Source organism: Streptomyces sp. NPDC051173 (assembly GCF_040689515.1).
Classification (GTDB): Bacteria; Actinomycetota; Actinomycetes; order Streptomycetales; family Streptomycetaceae; genus Streptomyces.
On sequence record NZ_JBFBBD010000009.1, the window covers coordinates 18,443 to 33,654 of the forward strand.

At 71.1% G+C, this 15,212-nt stretch carries 15 protein-coding genes; 7 read left to right on the plus strand and 8 right to left on the minus strand.

The window, feature by feature from the left end; all coding sequences use genetic code 11:
* A partial coding sequence (locus AB0435_RS08210; protein WP_366426477.1) for a VCBS repeat-containing protein occupies window positions 1-373 on the plus strand: 373 nt, incomplete at its 5' end.
* 67 nt (window positions 374-440) lie between these two features.
* On the opposite strand, the gene AB0435_RS08215 is transcribed toward AB0435_RS08210, so the two are convergent.
* The 5 genes from AB0435_RS08215 to AB0435_RS08235 all read right to left on the minus strand — a co-directional run bounded on the left by AB0435_RS08215 (window position 441) and on the right by AB0435_RS08235 (window position 4,366).
* Complete coding sequence (locus AB0435_RS08215) at window positions 441-2,051, minus strand: FG-GAP-like repeat-containing protein (protein WP_366426478.1); 1,611 nt, start codon at window positions 2,049-2,051, stop codon at window positions 441-443.
* Between the two features lie 165 nt (window positions 2,052-2,216).
* Window positions 2,217-2,738: a GNAT family N-acetyltransferase gene (locus AB0435_RS08220; protein ID WP_366426479.1), complete on the minus strand. Its 522-nt coding sequence runs from the start codon at window positions 2,736-2,738 to the stop codon at window positions 2,217-2,219.
* Window positions 2,739-2,742: 4 nt separating this feature from the next.
* A complete protein-coding gene (locus AB0435_RS08225; RefSeq protein ID WP_366426480.1) occupies window positions 2,743-3,402 on the minus strand; it encodes a transcriptional regulator in 660 nt (219 codons plus the stop codon).
* 83 nt (window positions 3,403-3,485) lie between these two features.
* A complete protein-coding gene (locus AB0435_RS08230; protein ID WP_366007795.1) occupies window positions 3,486-3,722 on the minus strand; it encodes a DUF6126 family protein in 237 nt (78 codons plus the stop codon).
* The gene (locus AB0435_RS08235; RefSeq protein ID WP_366007794.1) at window positions 3,719-4,366 is read right to left on the minus strand and encodes an XRE family transcriptional regulator; all 648 of its coding nucleotides are present in this window, start codon (window positions 4,364-4,366) and stop codon (window positions 3,719-3,721) included. Before AB0435_RS08235 ends, AB0435_RS08230 begins: the two co-directional genes overlap by 4 nt.
* Window positions 4,367-4,580: 214 nt before the next feature.
* On the opposite strand from AB0435_RS08235, the gene AB0435_RS08240 reads away from it, so the two are divergent.
* The 3 genes from AB0435_RS08240 to AB0435_RS08250 all read left to right on the plus strand — a co-directional run bounded on the left by AB0435_RS08240 (window position 4,581) and on the right by AB0435_RS08250 (window position 8,160).
* Entirely contained in the window at window positions 4,581-5,006 is a 426-nt protein-coding gene (locus AB0435_RS08240; RefSeq protein ID WP_366007792.1) for a ribonuclease domain-containing protein, read from the plus strand.
* Window positions 5,007-5,094: 88 nt separating this feature from the next.
* Window positions 5,095-6,825 (plus strand): coagulation factor 5/8 type domain-containing protein, encoded by a 1,731-nt coding sequence (locus AB0435_RS08245; RefSeq protein ID WP_366426481.1) that lies wholly within the window; start codon window positions 5,095-5,097, stop codon window positions 6,823-6,825.
* Between the two features lie 132 nt (window positions 6,826-6,957).
* Window positions 6,958-8,160 carry a cytochrome P450 gene (locus AB0435_RS08250; RefSeq protein ID WP_366426482.1) on the plus strand — a complete coding sequence of 401 codons (1,203 nt, stop codon included), beginning with the start codon at window positions 6,958-6,960 and terminating at the stop codon, window positions 8,158-8,160.
* A gap of 355 nt (window positions 8,161-8,515) precedes the next feature.
* Here AB0435_RS08250 and alc read toward each other — a convergent pair whose 3' ends face one another.
* A complete protein-coding gene (alc, locus tag AB0435_RS08255) occupies window positions 8,516-9,622 on the minus strand; it encodes an allantoicase (protein WP_366426483.1) in 1,107 nt (368 codons plus the stop codon).
* A complete protein-coding gene (gene allB / locus AB0435_RS08260; protein ID WP_366426521.1) occupies window positions 9,619-10,986 on the minus strand; it encodes an allantoinase AllB in 1,368 nt (455 codons plus the stop codon). Before allB ends, alc begins: the two co-directional genes overlap by 4 nt.
* A 257-nt stretch (window positions 10,987-11,243) precedes the next feature.
* On the opposite strand from allB, the gene AB0435_RS08265 reads away from it, so the two are divergent.
* Window positions 11,244-12,023, plus strand: coding sequence for an IclR family transcriptional regulator (locus tag AB0435_RS08265; protein WP_366426484.1), 780 nt, complete (start codon window positions 11,244-11,246; stop codon window positions 12,021-12,023).
* A gap of 6 nt (window positions 12,024-12,029) precedes the next feature.
* Here AB0435_RS08265 and AB0435_RS08270 read toward each other — a convergent pair whose 3' ends face one another.
* Window positions 12,030-12,422 (minus strand): DUF5955 family protein, encoded by a 393-nt coding sequence (locus AB0435_RS08270; RefSeq protein ID WP_366004036.1) that lies wholly within the window; start codon window positions 12,420-12,422, stop codon window positions 12,030-12,032.
* Between the two features lie 170 nt (window positions 12,423-12,592).
* Here AB0435_RS08270 and AB0435_RS08275 point away from each other — a divergent pair, with 170 nt between their 5' ends.
* Complete coding sequence (locus AB0435_RS08275; RefSeq protein ID WP_366003963.1) at window positions 12,593-13,234, plus strand: NTP transferase domain-containing protein; 642 nt, start codon at window positions 12,593-12,595, stop codon at window positions 13,232-13,234.
* A 177-nt stretch (window positions 13,235-13,411) separates the two neighbouring features.
* Window positions 13,412-15,037 (plus strand): malate synthase A, encoded by a 1,626-nt coding sequence (aceB, locus tag AB0435_RS08280; protein WP_366426485.1) that lies wholly within the window; start codon window positions 13,412-13,414, stop codon window positions 15,035-15,037.
* Window positions 15,038-15,212 lie beyond the last annotated feature (175 nt).

A 15,212-nucleotide genomic window follows, 5' to 3' on the forward strand; every position in this document is an offset into this window, starting at 1 on the left:
CTACGGCCTGATCGCCACCGGCACCGGCACGACCAGCAACAAGGTACGGTTCGCCGACATCAACGGCGACGGCAAAGCCGACTACCTCATCGTCGGTGACAACGGATCCGTCCGCGCCTTCCTCAACAACGGAGGTGACGGCCACGGCGGCTGGACCGACTACGGCCTGATCGCCACCGGCACCGGCACGACCAGCAACAAGGTACGGTTCGCCGACATCAACGGCGACGGCAAAGCCGACTACCTCATCGTCGAGGACGACGGATCCGTCCGCGCCTTCCTCAACAAGGGCGGCGACGGCCACGGCGGCTGGACCGACTACGGCCGCATCGCCGGCGGTGCCGGTGCTCCAGGCAGCAAGGTTCGCATCTGAGATTCGTGAATTACGGTCTTGCGCGACGCCCCGCCGGATTCCGGCGGGGCGTCGCGCGCTATGGAGGTCAGATTCGGACGCGGTATCCGGGGCCGGCGCCTGACGCGATCCGACCGTGGTCGGCCCAGCCGCCGTGTCCATCTCCGCCGTTGTTGATCCAGGCGTGGACGGAACCATCATCTTCCACCACAAGGTAGTCGGCCTTGCCATCACCGTCGATGTCGGCGAAACGAACCTTGTCACTGACAGCACCGGTACCGGTGGCTATCTGACCGTATTCCTTCCAACCACCGTGTCCATCGCCCCCGTTATTGACAAAGGCACGAACAGATCCGTTCTCACCGACCACAAGATAGTCAGCCTTACCATCACCATCGATATCGGCGAAACGAACCTTGTCAGCTGGAACAGCGGCACCACCGTCGATCCGGCCGTAGTCCTTCCAACCACCGTGTCCATCTCCGCCGTTGTTGATCCAGGCACGGACGGAACCATCATCTTCCACCACAAGGTAGTCGGCCTTGCCATCACCGTCGATGTCGGCGAAACGAACCTTGTCACTGACAGCACCGGTACCGGTGGCTATCTGACCGTATTCCTTCCAACCACCGTGTCCATCGCCCCCGTTATTGACAAAGGCACGAACAGATCCGTTCTCACCGACCACAAGATAGTCAGCCTTACCATCACCATCGATATCGGCAAGACGAACTTTGCCGCCCCCAGCGCCCACACCGGTGGCGATCCGACCGTAGTCCTTCCAGCCGCCCTGTCCGTCACCGCCGTTGTTGATCCAGGCACGGACGGAACCATCATCTTCCACCACAAGGTAGTCGGCCTTGCCATCACCATTGATATCGACCTTGTAGTCGCCGAGGGGTGTCTCGCGAGGCCGGGGAGGCTTGACGTCCACGCGCTCACGAATCCATCCGCCGGCGGCTGCCCGGGCGAGTCCCTGGTAGAAGGCGTCGGCCATCTTGGAGTAACCGGCGTCGTTGGGGTGGAGCCTGTCGTTGAGGTCCTTCGTGGTGACAGCCCCCATGTCGATGTATTCGACATGCGTGCCCTTGGCACGTCGTTCGGCCACAACTTGCGGAACTGCCGCGTTGTACTTCTCCACCCGCTTCTGCCCCTCAGGGTTCCGCGCGGGCACCAACGACGAGACCAGAACGGTGATGTCAGGGGCAGCCGTGGTGATCTGGTCGACCAAGTGGCCGAGCCGACGGGGGGCCGCTTCGACGTCGTTGTTGAGGTCCATGTCATTGGTGCCGATGTTCAGCAGCACGACATTGGGCTTGGCAGCGGCGAGCCATTGATCGATGTTGTCGGACAAACCGCCGATTTGCCAGCCCGAATGCCCTTCGTGGTCGGCGCCATTGGTCCGAAGTGAGCCTACGAACCGCAGGTCGTCAGCGTGTGAAGCCAGTCGGTCGCGCAGTTCGGCGCGGTAGCCGTTGCCGGTGGAGCTGCCGGCTCCCCAGGTGATCGAGTCACCCAAAGGCATCACCGCAAGGCGGGGCACCTTCCAGTTCTGTTCGTCGGCTGGGCCTGCGACCGCGGCAGGCGCGCCTACGGCAGCGGTACCAGCGATCAACAAGCTCGCGACCAGTGCCGATGTCAGCGTGGGCACGAATAACCATGCGGCGGTACGGCCTCGGCGATGCGTTCTGAGAATCATGTCCGTGACTTTGCGTCAGGGCTGCTTGACGGCAGCCGTCCATACTCTGTGACACCACACATCACAGAGCACGACCATTGTCACAAACTTTGTCCAACGGATCGGGAGGGGGATGGTCTCACCGTCTCGCCAATTGATCACGTTCCCGTGATCTGAACCCGCTGCTCACACCCCCCGGCTCATGAACAGCGCCACCTCCCCCTCCGACTCCGTCCCCACATAAAGCGACGTGTCCAGCCCGCACAGCGCGAAGCCCAGGCGGCGGTAGGCCCGTACCGCCGGGGCGTTGACGTTTGTGACCTCCAGCCAGGCCGTGCGGGCCGCGAGGTCGCGGCCGTGGGTCAGCGCGCGTTCCATCAAGGCCGTGCCGATGCCCCGGCCGCGGTGGGGCGGGGACACCCTCAAGTCGGCGATGTGGAGGCGGCAGTTCCAGGTGGCGTACGCGAGGGTGATCGCGCCGCACACGTCGCCCTCGGTGTCGATCGCGACGATGACGTGTTCCTCGCCGTCGGTCTCGTCCTCGTCGTCCGGGTAGACCTTGTGCACCGGAGGGTCCACCGGGACGGGGGTCACCCTGAATTCGGCGTCGGTGGCCGTCACTTCGAGGACCGTGTCGGTCGTGAAGGAGTTGTCGATCGCCTCGGCCCGCTTACGGTCCTCCGAGGTCGCTGCGCGGTAGGTCACCATGGTTTCACCGTACAGCGAGCGTCTCCCAGAACATCAACTCGTAGGACTGGAGCAGCCGGCCGTGGCGGTGGGCGGCCGGTTCCGAGAGCAGGCCGGTGGTCAGGCCCGACTGGACCGCGGTCAGCGCCAGCGAATCCGCCTCCGGTGACGGCTCGGCGAAGAAGTCGAAGAAGCCGCACGCGCGGTCGTCGAAGCCGTAGTGGTCGCGCATGGCGCGGCTGACGGTCCCGCAGTAGTCGGACCAGGCGGCGAAGTTGGCGGTGAGCGCGACCACCGCGTCGACGGGTTCGGCGCCGAGGGCGAGCCAGGCCGCGTACGCGGGGTAGGCCTGGCAGCCGGCCTGTGGCTCGTACGCCCGTACCGCGTCCTCGTCCAGGCCGCAGGCGGCCGCCAAGGCCGTCAGCCGGTGCAGGGCCGCTGTCTCGCCTTCGGCGAGGAAGTGGAAGAAGGCGGCCACGGCGGGCTGGAGTTCGGCCCGGTCGGCCAGGTGCAGGAAGCTGCGGCGGTCGGCGGGGATGATGTGGTGCTGTTCCAGGGCGAGGGCCGCGAAGACCTCGCGGGGTGCCTCGCCCGCCGCGATCAGCGGCACCAGGGGGTTCGCCCCGTCGGCGGGAGCGAGTCCCGCCGTCGCGTCCGCCAGCACTTCCCGGGCCGTACGAGCCATCGCGACGCCTTCCTGTCCCGAGCGGTGAAGAGCCCCGGGAACAGGCTGCCAGAAGATCGCCGCTCAGCGCCCGGCCGCCGCGCTCACTTCGCTCCGGCCAGGTAGAAGAGGAGGAAGAGGAAGCCGGCGAAGAAGTGGACGGCGACGAGGTAGATGAAGATGCGGATCGTGATCGCTATCGGGGCGCGGTCCTGCTCGTTCACCTTCTTCTTCGCGGTCGGTGCGGCGGACGCGGCGGACGCGGCCGATGCCGCAGTCGTGATCTCCGGTGCCGCAGTGGTGATCTCCGCGGTGTTCAGGTCCTGCGAGGCGTTGCTCACGGCATTCCCCTCCGGGTCGGTTCGGCGCCGCCGAGGCACAGCTCGGTCGCGCCGCTCTGCATCAGCGTGTGCATGAACAGCAGGTCCGCTCCCTCGCCGGACGCCGCCGCGATGCGGTGCGGTGTCAGCGAGTCGAAGTGCGCGGCGTCGCCGGGGTCCAGCACATGGATGGCCTGGCCTAGCGTCAGCCGCAGCCGTCCGCGGGTGACGTAGAGCCACTCCTCGCCGGGGTGCACGCGGACGAGCTCCGCCTGGCCGCCCGCGCCGGGGGGCACGTGCAGCCGCAGCGCCTGCATGGCCCGGCCCGAGCCGCCGGCCCGCCAGTACGTCCAGCCGCCGGACTCCTGGGCTTCCATGCGATCCGCGCGCACAATGGGATCGCGCTCGGGGATCGCCTCGCCCAGCAGGTCCGAGACGGTGGTGCCGTACGTGCGCGCCAGCGTCAGTAGCATCGGCAGGGACGGGGTGCGGCGGCCGGTCTCCAGACGGGACAGGTGCGCGGGGGAGAGACCGACGCGCGCGGCGGCGGCCTCCAGGGTCAGACCACTGCGTCTGCGCAGGTCACGCAGGCGTGGGGCGACGGACGGCAGATCGGCGGGATCGGCCGGGCCGGACGGTGCGGCCAGGTCGGGCGACGGGCTCATGCCTCCGGTATAGCGGGCCCCATGCCTCAGAGGCAAAGGTTTTGCCCCTGAGGCAAAAATGGGCTGAGGCAAAGATTCCGCCCAGGCCTCCACCAGGGCTCCTCATGGGATTCCCTTGATCACTTCAGCACCCGCCCCACCCCCGGTGAACAGCCGGGAAACTCTGCTTTTTGGCATTGACATGTCATTAGCTACGCGCGTCATGCTGGGCGTCATGACCAACCCCCCTCGTTTCATGCGTACCGCGGCGCTCGCCGCCCTGGCCTCGGCGCTGCTGATCGGCGGCCCCGCGGTCGCCGCCACTCCCACCGCCGCCCACCCGGCTGTCACGTCCGTCACCGCCTCCGCGCAGATCGTCGGCGACATCTGCTACGGCGACCTGCCGTCCCAGGCACACGACACGATCACCCTGATCGACAACGGTGGTCCGTTCCCCTATCCGAGGGACGGGATCGTCTTCTCCAACCGCGAAGGCGTGCTGCCGCAGCAGTCCAGCGGCTACTACCACGAGTACACCGTCAAGACCCCCGGCGCCCCCAACCGTGGCACCCGGCGCATCATCACCGGTGAGCAGCAGCACGAGGACTACTACACCGCCGACCACTACGAGACCTTCGACCGGGTCGACTTCACCTGCTGAGCCGTCCGGGCCCCGACGGGCCCGGCGACAACCGCGAGTCGCGTCCCGCCGTCGCTCCCGACGGCGGGACCTCCGCTTCAATGGCCCGGTGAGATCCCGGTCCGTACGCGCCCTGATCACCGCGATGGCGGCCGCCGCCTGCCTCGCCTTCTCCCAGGCCCCCGCCGCTCCCCCGCCGGCCGCCCCCGACTTCGGCCCGAACGTCACCGTCTTCGGCCCGGCGACGCCGAGGGCCGCGATCCAGCGGAAGGTGGACGAGGTCTTCCGGCGGCAGGAGCGCGACCAGTTCGGGCCCGCCCGCGAGGCGCTGCTGTTCAAGCCGGGCACGTACGACGTGGACGTCGATGTCGGCTTCTCCACCCAGGTCGCGGGCCTGGGGATGTCGCCCGACGACGTCACCATCAGGGGTGCCGTGCACGCCGGGGCCGGCTGGCGCCAGGGCGACGCCACCCAGAACTTCTGGCGCGAGGCCGAGAACCTCAGCGTCACCCCCGCCTCCGGGACCGACCGCTGGGCGGTGTCCCAGGCCGCCCCGTACCGCCGGATGCACCTGCGCGGCGACCTGCGGCTCGACGACGGGGGCTGGGCCAGCGGCGGCTTCCTCGCCGACTCGCGGATCGACGGGCAGGTGCGCTCGGGCACCCAGCAGCAGTGGCTGACCCGCGACAGCGGCCTCGGCGGCTGGACCGGCGGCACCTGGAACATGGTGTTCGTCGGCGTACGGAACGCCCCCTTGGGCACCTTCCCGCACCCGCCCTACACCCGGGTCGACCGGACACCCCGCGTACGCGAGAAGCCGTTCCTCTACGTCGACCGCGCGGGCGCCTACCGCGTCTTCGTCCCGGACGTGCGCACAGCCACCCGGGGCACCACCTGGGAACGCGGCGCCCGGCAGCCGGGCTCCTCGCGTCCGCTCGGCCGGTTCCTCGTCGTCCGGCCCGGGACGCCCGCCGGGCGGATCCAGGCAGCGCTCGCGCACGGCAAGGACCTGCTGTTCACCCCCGGCGTCCACCACCTCGACCGGACGCTGCGGATCACCCGTCCCGGCACGGTCGTCCTCGGGCTGGGGCTCGCGACCCTCGTCCCCGACCGCGGCACGAGCGCCCTGTCCGTCGCCGACGTGGACGGCGTACGCGTCGCGGGGCTCCTCGTCGACGCCGGGCCCGTCGCCTCGCCCACGCTGATGGAGATCGGGCCGCCCGGCGCCCACAGGCGGCACGAGCGCGATCCCGTCTCGCTCCACGACGTGTTCTTCCGCGTCGGCGGCGCGGGCGTCGGCAAGGCGGTCCGGACCCTCGTCGTCAACAGCTCGGACGTCATCGGCGACGACCTGTGGCTGTGGCGCGCCGACCACGGCTCCGGCGTCGGCTGGACGGCCAACACCGCGGCCGAGGGCCTGGTGGTGAACGGTGACCGCGTCACGCTGTACGGGCTGTTCGTCGAGCACTACCAGCGCCGGCAGACCGTCTGGAACGGCGAGGACGGACGGACGTACTTCTTCCAGAACGAGCTGCCCTACGACCCGCCCTCCCAGGCGGCCTGGAGCCACGGTGCGGCCAAGGGCTACCCCGCCTACGAGGTCGGCGGGCGGGTGGCGCGCCACGAGGGCTGGGGGCTGGGCAGTTACGGCCACTTCACCGCGGATCCGCGTGTGGTGGCCGACCGCGCCTTCGCGGCGCCCAGGCGGCCCAGGGTGCGCTTCCACGACCTGGTCACCGTCTCGCTCGGCGGTACGGGCACGATCCGGCACATCGTCAACGACACCGGCGGCCCGTCCGACGCGACCACGAATGTCGCGTATCTCCGCTCCTACCCCTGACCGGCGGCGGCCTGCCGGGCGCCAACACCACGGACCCGTCCGGCATTTGGGACCAAGGTCTCGCCGACTCACCCTTCAACGGAAGACTGTCGAACGTTAGTGTGGTGATCTTGGTCGACGAGGAGGTTCACCATGGGGACGGACAGCGGCGTAATGGTCGATCTGGCGGCGATGGGTGAGAAGTTCGCCAGAGACCCCTACCGCGTCTACGCGGAGCTGCGCGCGCTCGGGCCCGTGCACCGGGTGTGGATGCCGGAGGGTGCGGAGGCCTGGCTCGTCGTCGGCTACGACGAGGTGCGCGCGACGCTCAACGACCCGCGGCTGTCGAAGGACTGGCGGGCGGCGGACGGCGACATCGGCCTCATCTCCGTGGCCTCCGGCCCGCACATGCTGATCTCCGACGCGCCGCACCACACCCGGCTGCGCAAGCTCGTCACCAAGGAGTTCACCCCCAAGCGCATCGAGGGGATGGCTCCTCAGGTGCGGCGGATGACGGACGAGCTGATCGACGCGATGGCCGCGGCACCGGAGTGCCGCGTGGACCTCGTCGACGCCCTGTCGTTCCCGCTGCCCATGGGCGTCATCTGCGAGCTGCTCGGCGTGCCCTCGCTCGACCGGGAGGCGTTCCGGTCCTGGTCCAACATCGCGGTCGGGGCCGCGCCGTTGGAGGAGAAGGCCGTCGCCTCGCGCGAGGGCCGGGAATACCTCGCCGGGCTCATCGCCGCCAAGCGCGAGGAACCCGGCGACGACCTGCTGAGCGCGCTGATCCGCACCACCGACGAGGAGGGCGACCGGCTCTCCTCCGAGGAACTCCTCGGCATGGCCTGGCTGCTGCTCGTCGCCGGTCACGAGACGACCGTCAACCTGATCTCCAACGGCGTACTGGCCCTCCTCCAGCACCCCGACCAGCTGGCGCAGCTGCGCGCCGACCCGGGCCTGATGGAGAACGCCGTCGAGGAAATGCTGCGCTACGACGGGCCGGTGGAGACGCCCACCTACCGGTTCACGACGGATCCGGTGGAGATCGCCGGTGTGCGCATACCGGGTGGCGGGGCCCTCGTCCTGCCCGTCCTCGCCGACGCGGACCGCGACCCCGCGCGCTTCCCGGAGCCCGACGGCTTCGACATCCGCCGCGACGCCCGCGGGCACGTCGCCTTCGGGCACGGCATCCACTACTGCCTCGGTGCGCCGCTGGCCCGCCTTGAGGCGCGGATCGCGATCGGGGCGCTGCTGGATCGCTTCCCCGATCTCTCACTTGACGCGCATCCGGCGTCGCTGGCTTGGCGGCAGGGTCTGCTGATTCGGGGGCCGGAGAGGGTGCCTGTGCGGTTCTGATTCGGCGGTGGGGGTGTGGCGGCGCTGCCGCTGCGCGGGCTTTTTCCCCCTGCCCCGCCCCTTCCCGCGCTGGGGCGCGTGCCCCAGGCCCCCGGCTGCGGGTTCGTGGCGCCTGCGGCGCTTGTTCCCCTACCCGCCCCTTCCCGAAACTGGGGCGCTGCCCCAGACCCCCAACACGCTTCGCGCGTTGTCCTCAAACTCCCCCAGCTACCGCTGGGAGGTGCCCCCAACGGGCTGAAATCAGCCCGTTGGGGGCACCTCCCAGCGGTAGCTGGGGGAGTTTGAGGACGCGACCGAAGGTCGCTGGGGGTCTGGGGGTCTCCCCCAGTTTCGGGAAGGGGCGGGGCTGGGGAAATCAGACCGTCAGCGCGCCGTGCACGCGCAGTCGTGCCACGCCCCCGTCCGGATGGATGTCCAGACGCACGTGCGTCGCCACCACGGGGCCACCCAGCACGAACCGATGGACCGCGTCCGGTTCGAGCCGTGTCCGCGGGAGGATCTCCGTCCAGTCGGCCGTGGGGGACGAGGGGTCCGCCCCCGTCGTCGCGTCGAGGGCGGAGAGCGTCGCCCACCCGGCCGCGTTGCCCTTGTAGTTGGCCGTGTCGATCTCCACCGCCCGTAGTTCGGAGCGGCCGGTGAGGCGGTAGCGCACCCAGTCGTGGCCACGGTCGCGGCGGCGCCTCGTCTCCCAGCCCTCGTCCATCCGGCGGGAGCGGCCGGGGTGGATGCTGTGGAAGGGGGAGGAGAAGAAGCGGTCGGAGGCGTCCTCGACGTGGCCGCCGTTCTCCAGCGCGGCGAGGTCGTAGGTGCCGAGGGCGGCGAGCCAGGCGAGGTCGGGGACGGACTCGCCGTGGACGCGGAGGCGGGCGATGCCGCCGTCGGGGTACTGGCTGAGCCGCAGGTGGGTGAAGCGCTCCGGGCTGTCGACGGCGAAGCCGTTGGCCGCGTGGCCGCCGACGGGCGTGCGCGGGACGAGGACCGTCCACTTCACGTCGTCGGCGAGCAGTTCCTCCGGGGAGGGCGTGCCGGGCAGGGCGGTGGCCTCCACGCCGACGGCCTGCGGGTGGTTGCCGCGGAAGTGGGCGGTGTCGACGACGAGGCCGTGGATGATCCCGGGTGCGCCGAGCCGGACGAGCGCCCAGTCGTGGTCGTCCTCGGCCGGGTGGGGCGCGTCGGTGGAGGCACCGCGGCGGCGGCGGGTCTCCCAGCCGTCCATGATCTTGCCTTTGTGTCCGTAGTCCCCGGCGTCGAACCGCGCGGCTCCGGGCCGGAGGAGGTTCTCGCGCTCGGCGAAGAACTCGTCGTTGGCGGCGATCACCCCGGCGCCCAGGCGCCGGTCGGCGAGGTCGGGGAAGCGGTCGAAGGGGAAGGCCGCGGTGCGGTAGTCGGCGTACGGGTCGCCGCCCGCGTAGGGGTTCGCGTCGCCGGTGAAGGAGGGTATGTCCGCGGGTGTGCCGCTCATGCGCTGGGCTGCCTTTCGATGAGGAGGCCGGTGGGCTCACGGCCGGTGATCCGGCGGCCGCGCAGCCAGGCCGCCCGTACGACGCCGTGCAGGGTCTTCCCGGCGTAGGCGGTGACGTGGTTGCGGTGGTGGAGCGCGGCCGGGTCGACGGTGAAGGTCTCGTCGGGGGCGAGTACGGCGAAGTCGGCGTCGCGGCCGGCCTCGACGGCGCCCTTGTGGCGCAGGCCGGCGAGGGCCGCCGGGCCGCCGGACATCCAGCGGGCGAGGTCGTGGAGGGTGTGGCCGCGCCGCCGGGCCTCGGTCCAGACGGCGGGCAGGCCCAGTTGGAGGGAGGAGATGCCGCCCCACGCCCGGCCGAAGTCGGGGACCTTGAGGTCGGTGGTGCAGGGCGAGTGGTCGGAGACGACGCAGTCGATGGTGCCGTCGGCGAGCCCGGCCCACAGGGCGTCCTGGTTGGCGGCCTCGCGGATCGGCGGGCAGCACTTGAACTCGGTGGCGCCGTCCGGGACTTCCTCCGCGGTGAGGGTGAGGAAGTGCGGGCAGGTCTCGACGGTGATCCGCACCCCGTCGGCCTTGGCGGCGGCGATCATCGGCAGGGCGTCGGAGGACGACAGGTGCAGGACGTGGACGCGGGTGCCCAGCCGGCGGGCGACGGATATCAGCCGGGCTATGGCCTCGTTCTCGGCGGCGCGCGGGCGCGAGGCGAGGAAGCCGGAGTAGCGGGGGCCGCCGGGCCGCGGGGCGCGGGCCAGGCGGCCGGGGTCCTCGGCGTGCACGATCAGCAGCCCGCCGAGGGCGGCGATCCGCGCGGCGGCCGCCTCCAGGTCGCCGGGGCCGAGCGAGGGGAACTCCTCGACGCCGGACGGCGAGAGGAAGCCCTTGAAGCCGAACACCCCGGCGTCGTGCAGGGGCCGCAGGTCCGCGAGGTTGCCGGGCAGGGCTCCGCCCCAGAAGCCGAGGTCGACGTGGGCCCTGCCGCGCGCGGCGTCCTGTTTGACCCGCAGGTTTTCGAGGGTGGTGGTGGGCGGGAGGCTGTTGAGCGGCATGTCGACGAGCGTGGTGATGCCACCGGCGGCCGCGGCCCGGGTGGCGGTCGCGAAGCCCTCCCACTCGGCGCGGCCGGGGTCGTTGATGTGCACGTGGGTGTCGACGAGGCCGGGGAGCAGGACGTCGTCACCGAGATCCTCGACGGCGGCCCCGGGGGCGTGCTGTCCGGGGGCGTACACCCCTGGGCCGCGCGGCACGTCGGTCTCGTACGGCAGCACGGCCGCGATCCGGCCGCCGGCCACCGTGACGGAGGCGGGCCGGACGCCTTCCGGGGTGACGACGCGGGTGGAGCGCAGCACCAGTTCCACCGGTGGCACCGGCTCTCTCGGCTCCGTCGTGCCCACGCCCACGCCCCTTCCTCCGGAGGGCCTTTCGGGCCTTCCGAGCGAAATTTCAACGTTCTGTTGAACCGCGGTGCACGCAGTCTTCAGCCGTGTCTCCTACCCGTCAAGACCCCCTGACCCTTTATGTTTTTCATTTACCAGAAGTCGGTTTTCAAATCGTGGAAGGTGGGGCGTAAAGCCCCCGATGTCCCGGTAGGCTGCTCCCACCCCTGTACCGGAAGGACCCCGACGTGCCCTCGTCCGCCGACCCCCGTACCGCCCCGACCAGTGGCGGTGTCCAGTCACTGGAGCGCGCCTTCGATCTGCTGGAGCGCATGGCCGACGCCGGTGGCGAGGTCGGGCTGAGCGAGCTGTCGACGACCAGCGGGCTGCCGCTGCCCACGATCCACCGGCTGATGCGCACGCTGGTGGCCTGCGGTTACGTACGCCAGCAGCCCAACCGGAGGTACTCGCTCGGCCCCCGGCTGATCCGGCTCGGCGAGAGCGCCTCCCGGCTGCTCGGCACCTGGGCCCGCCCGCAGCTGGCCCGGCTGGTCGAGGAGACCGGCGAGACGGCGAACATGGCGCTGCTCGACGGCGACGAGGTCGTCTACGTGGCACAGGTGCCGTCGCGGCACTCCGTGCGGATGTTCACCGAGGTGGGCCGCCGCGTGCTGCCGCACACCACGGGCGTCGGCAAGGCGCTGCTCGCCCAGAGCCCGGACGACGAGGTGCGGGCGCTGCTGGCCCGTACGGGCATGCCCGCCGCGACCGAGAAGACGATCACCACGCCGGACGTCTTCCTGGAGGCGCTGGCCCGGGTGCGCGAGTCGGGCTACGCGGTGGACGACAACGAGCAGGAGATCGGCGTCCGCTGCCTGGCGGTGCCGGTGCCCAATTCCCCCACGGCCGCGGCCATCTCCATCTCGGGGCCCGCGGGCCGGGTCACGGACGCGGCCACGGAGCGGATTGTTCCGCTGCTCCAGGAGGTCGCCGCGGAGCTTTCACTGGCGCTGGCGGCCACCGCCTGACCTTCCTCAGGGCCCCTGGCGGAAGCCTTCGGCTCGCGCCGGGGGCTTCCGGCCGTCCTCCTGCCGGACCTCGCGCGCGGGTCTGCCCGTTCCCTGCTCCGGCACGCGCGCCCCGCCCAAGCGGTCGACCGCGGCGCGGAGTTCGCCGAGGGCCGCCGCCAGGGCGCTGACCGAGCCCACCGCGCCCGCGACCAGGAGCAGGGAGCGGTGCAGCCGGGCCACCTCGGGCTCCCCCTCGCGCGCCATGGCGTCCAGCGCGGCCAGTTCGTCCTCTGCGGCGTCCCGGTCGGGTAACCGGGCGGGGTGTGCCGCGAGCGCCCGGCGCAGCCGGGACACCGCGTCCCTCAACGCGTCCACTCCTGGGTCCTGACCGACGCGGCCTTGCTCCTCTTCCACCACAACGGCGCCTTCCGTCACGACACTCCCCTCCCACCCGCTCGCGCCGATCAGTTAACGCACTTTCCGTACAGCGCGCTATACGCACAGCGAAATTAAGTCCGTACTCCGCACGCACGGGTGACGAAGCGGACTCGCTCCGACCGGGTGAACGGATGCGGTATGCAGGGTCCATGACGCGGATCACGGACACGGCACACGACCCCGCCGAGGACGCCCGGCCCGGCACCCCGCCTGTCGCCGGGCTGCTGCTGGCCGCGGGTGGCGGGCGGCGGCTGGGCGGCCGGCCCAAGGCGCTGCTCGGCCACCGGGGCAGGCCGCTGGTGGAGTTCGCGGCCGGGGTGCTGCGGGACGGCGGCTGCGTACCACGGTACGTAGTGCTGGGCGCTCACGCGGCGGAAGTGCGGAACCGGGCCGAACTGCCCGGCTGCGTCCTGGTGGACAACCCTGACTGGGCCGACGGCATGGGGTCCTCGCTGCGGGCCGGGCTCGCGGCGCTGGCCGCCACGGACGCCCCGGCGGTGCTGGTGACGCTCGTGGACCAGCCGCGCGTGGGGGCCGCGGCGGTGGCCCGGCTGCTGGCCGCGCACCGGGCGGGCGCGGGACTGGCCGCCGCCGCGTACGGGGGTGAGCGCGGCCATCCGGTGCTGTTCGCGCGCGAGCACTGGGAGGGCGTGGCGCGGTCGGCCGTCGGCGACCGGGGGGCGCGCGCGTATCTGCGGGAGCACGCCGGAGCGGTGACGCTGGTGGAGTGCGGGGACGTCGCGGCGCCGGACGACGTGGACACCCCGGACGATCTACGGCTCCTGGACTGAGAGCCGGCGGGGGCGTGTGTCGCACGGCTTGGCACCGGGCGCCACCCCGCCCCATTGAACTTCCACCATGAGAAAACTATTCTCCATTTGATCAGGGTTCGCGCGGCACTCCGTGCCGTCCTCGCCGAAGCCTCCGCTGAAGTCCCCGCTGAAGTCCCGCTGAAGGAGTGACCGTTCATGTCCGCACCAGCGCCGTCCTCGCCGGTCGTCGTCGACGCCCCTCACGTGGAGCGACAGGAAGAGGTACTGACCGAGGAGGCGCTCGCCTTCGTCGGCGCACTGCACGACCGGTTCACCTCGCGCCGCGACGAGTTGCTGGCCCGCCGCGCCGCGCGCCGCGCGGAGATCGCGCGGACGAGCACCCTGGACTTCCTCCCCGAGACCGCTTCGATCCGCGCGGACGACAGCTGGCAGGTGGCGCCCGCCCCGGCCGCGCTCCAGGACCGGCGCGTGGAGATCACCGGCCCGACCGACCGCAAGATGACCGTCAACGCGCTCAACTCCGGTGCGCGGATCTGGCTCGCCGACTTCGAGGACGCCTCGGCACCCACCTGGGAGAACGTCGTACTCGGCCAGCTCAACCTGACCGACGCCTACGAGCGGCGCATCGACTTCACCGACGCCCGCGGCAAGGCGTACGCGCTGCGGCCCGCCGAGGAGCTCGCCACCGTGGTGGTCCGGCCGCGCGGCTGGCACCTGGACGAGCGCCACCTGACCGTGGACGGCCGGCCCGTCCCCGGCGCCCTGGCCGACTTCGGCCTCTACTTCTTCCACAACGCCCGGCGCCTGATCGAGCTCGGCAAGGGCCCGTACTTCTACCTCCCCAAGACCGAGTCGCACCTGGAGGCCCGCCTCTGGAACGACATCTTCGTCTTCGCCCAGGACTACGTGGGCATCCCCCGGGGTACCGTCCGCGCCACCGTGCTGATCGAGACGATCACCGCCGCGTACGAGATGGAGGAGATCCTCTTCGAACTGCGCGACCACGCCTCGGGGCTGAACGCGGGCCGCTGGGACTACCTCTTCTCGATCGTCAAGAACTTCCGCGACGGCGGGCCGCGGTTCGTGCTGCCCGACCGCAACGCCGTGACGATGACGGCGCCGTTCATGCGCGCGTACACCGAGCTGCTGGTGCGCACGTGCCACCGGCGCGGCGCGCACGCCGTCGGCGGCATGGCGGCCTTCATCCCCTCCCGCAAGGACCCCGAGGTCAACGCGGCCGCGTTCGAGAAGGTCCGCGCCGACAAGGACCGTGAGGCGCGCGACGGCTTCGACGGCTCGTGGGTCGCCCACCCCGACCTGGTGCCGGTGGCGCGGGCGTCGTTCGACGCGGTCCTCGGCGACCGGCCGCACCAGAAGGACCGGCTGCGCGAGGACGTACGCGTGACGGCCGCCGAACTCATCGCGGTCGACTCGCTGGAGGCGAGGCCGACGTACGAGGGGCTGCGCAACGCGGTGGCCGTCGGCATCCGCTACATCGAGGCGTGGCTGCGCGGCTCGGGCGCCGTCGCCATCTTCAATCTGATGGAGGACGCGGCCACCGCCGAGATCTCCCGCTCGCAGATCTGGCAGTGGATCAACGCCGGGGTGGTGTTCGGGAACGGCGAGAAGGCCACCGCCGAACTGGCCCGCCGGGTGGCCGCGGAGGAGCTCGCCACGATCCGCGCCGAGGCCGGCGAGGAAGCCTTCGCCGCGGGCCGCTGGCAGCAGGCCCACGACCTGCTGCTGAAGGTCGCCCTGGACGAGGACTACGCGGAGTTCCTCACGCTGCCCGCGTACGAGCTGCTCGACCGGCCGGCCTGAGGGGAAGCCCGGGCCGGGGGTCTCCGGGCCGATCCGAGAGGCGAAACGGCCGCATGTGACGGGTGATTGGATGATTGTTCACCCGATTCAGTGATTGTGGCTCATGTGTGCCCTGGCTCACCCTGGAAGGGAGCAGGGCACACCCGCCGGTCGCCCTGCACACGCGGACGACGGG

Bases quoted from the DNA above. Each gene is read 5' to 3' on its own strand.
- AB0435_RS08215 (WP_366426478.1), bottom strand. From the start codon at position 2,051: ATGATTCTCAGAACGCATCGCCGAGGCCGTACCGCCGCATGGTTATTC.
- AB0435_RS08220 (WP_366426479.1), bottom strand. From the start codon at position 2,738: ATGGTGACCTACCGCGCAGCGACCTCGGAGGACCGTAAGCGGGCCGAG.
- AB0435_RS08225 (WP_366426480.1), bottom strand. From the start codon at position 3,402: ATGGCTCGTACGGCCCGGGAAGTGCTGGCGGACGCGACGGCGGGACTC.
- AB0435_RS08235 (WP_366007794.1), bottom strand. From the start codon at position 4,366: ATGAGCCCGTCGCCCGACCTGGCCGCACCGTCCGGCCCGGCCGATCCC.
- AB0435_RS08240 (WP_366007792.1), top strand. From the start codon at position 4,581: ATGACCAACCCCCCTCGTTTCATGCGTACCGCGGCGCTCGCCGCCCTG.
- AB0435_RS08250 (WP_366426482.1), top strand. From the start codon at position 6,958: ATGGGGACGGACAGCGGCGTAATGGTCGATCTGGCGGCGATGGGTGAG.
- alc (WP_366426483.1), bottom strand. From the start codon at position 9,622: ATGAGCGGCACACCCGCGGACATACCCTCCTTCACCGGCGACGCGAAC.
- AB0435_RS08275 (WP_366003963.1), top strand. From the start codon at position 12,593: ATGACGCGGATCACGGACACGGCACACGACCCCGCCGAGGACGCCCGG.
- aceB (WP_366426485.1), top strand. From the start codon at position 13,412: ATGTCCGCACCAGCGCCGTCCTCGCCGGTCGTCGTCGACGCCCCTCAC.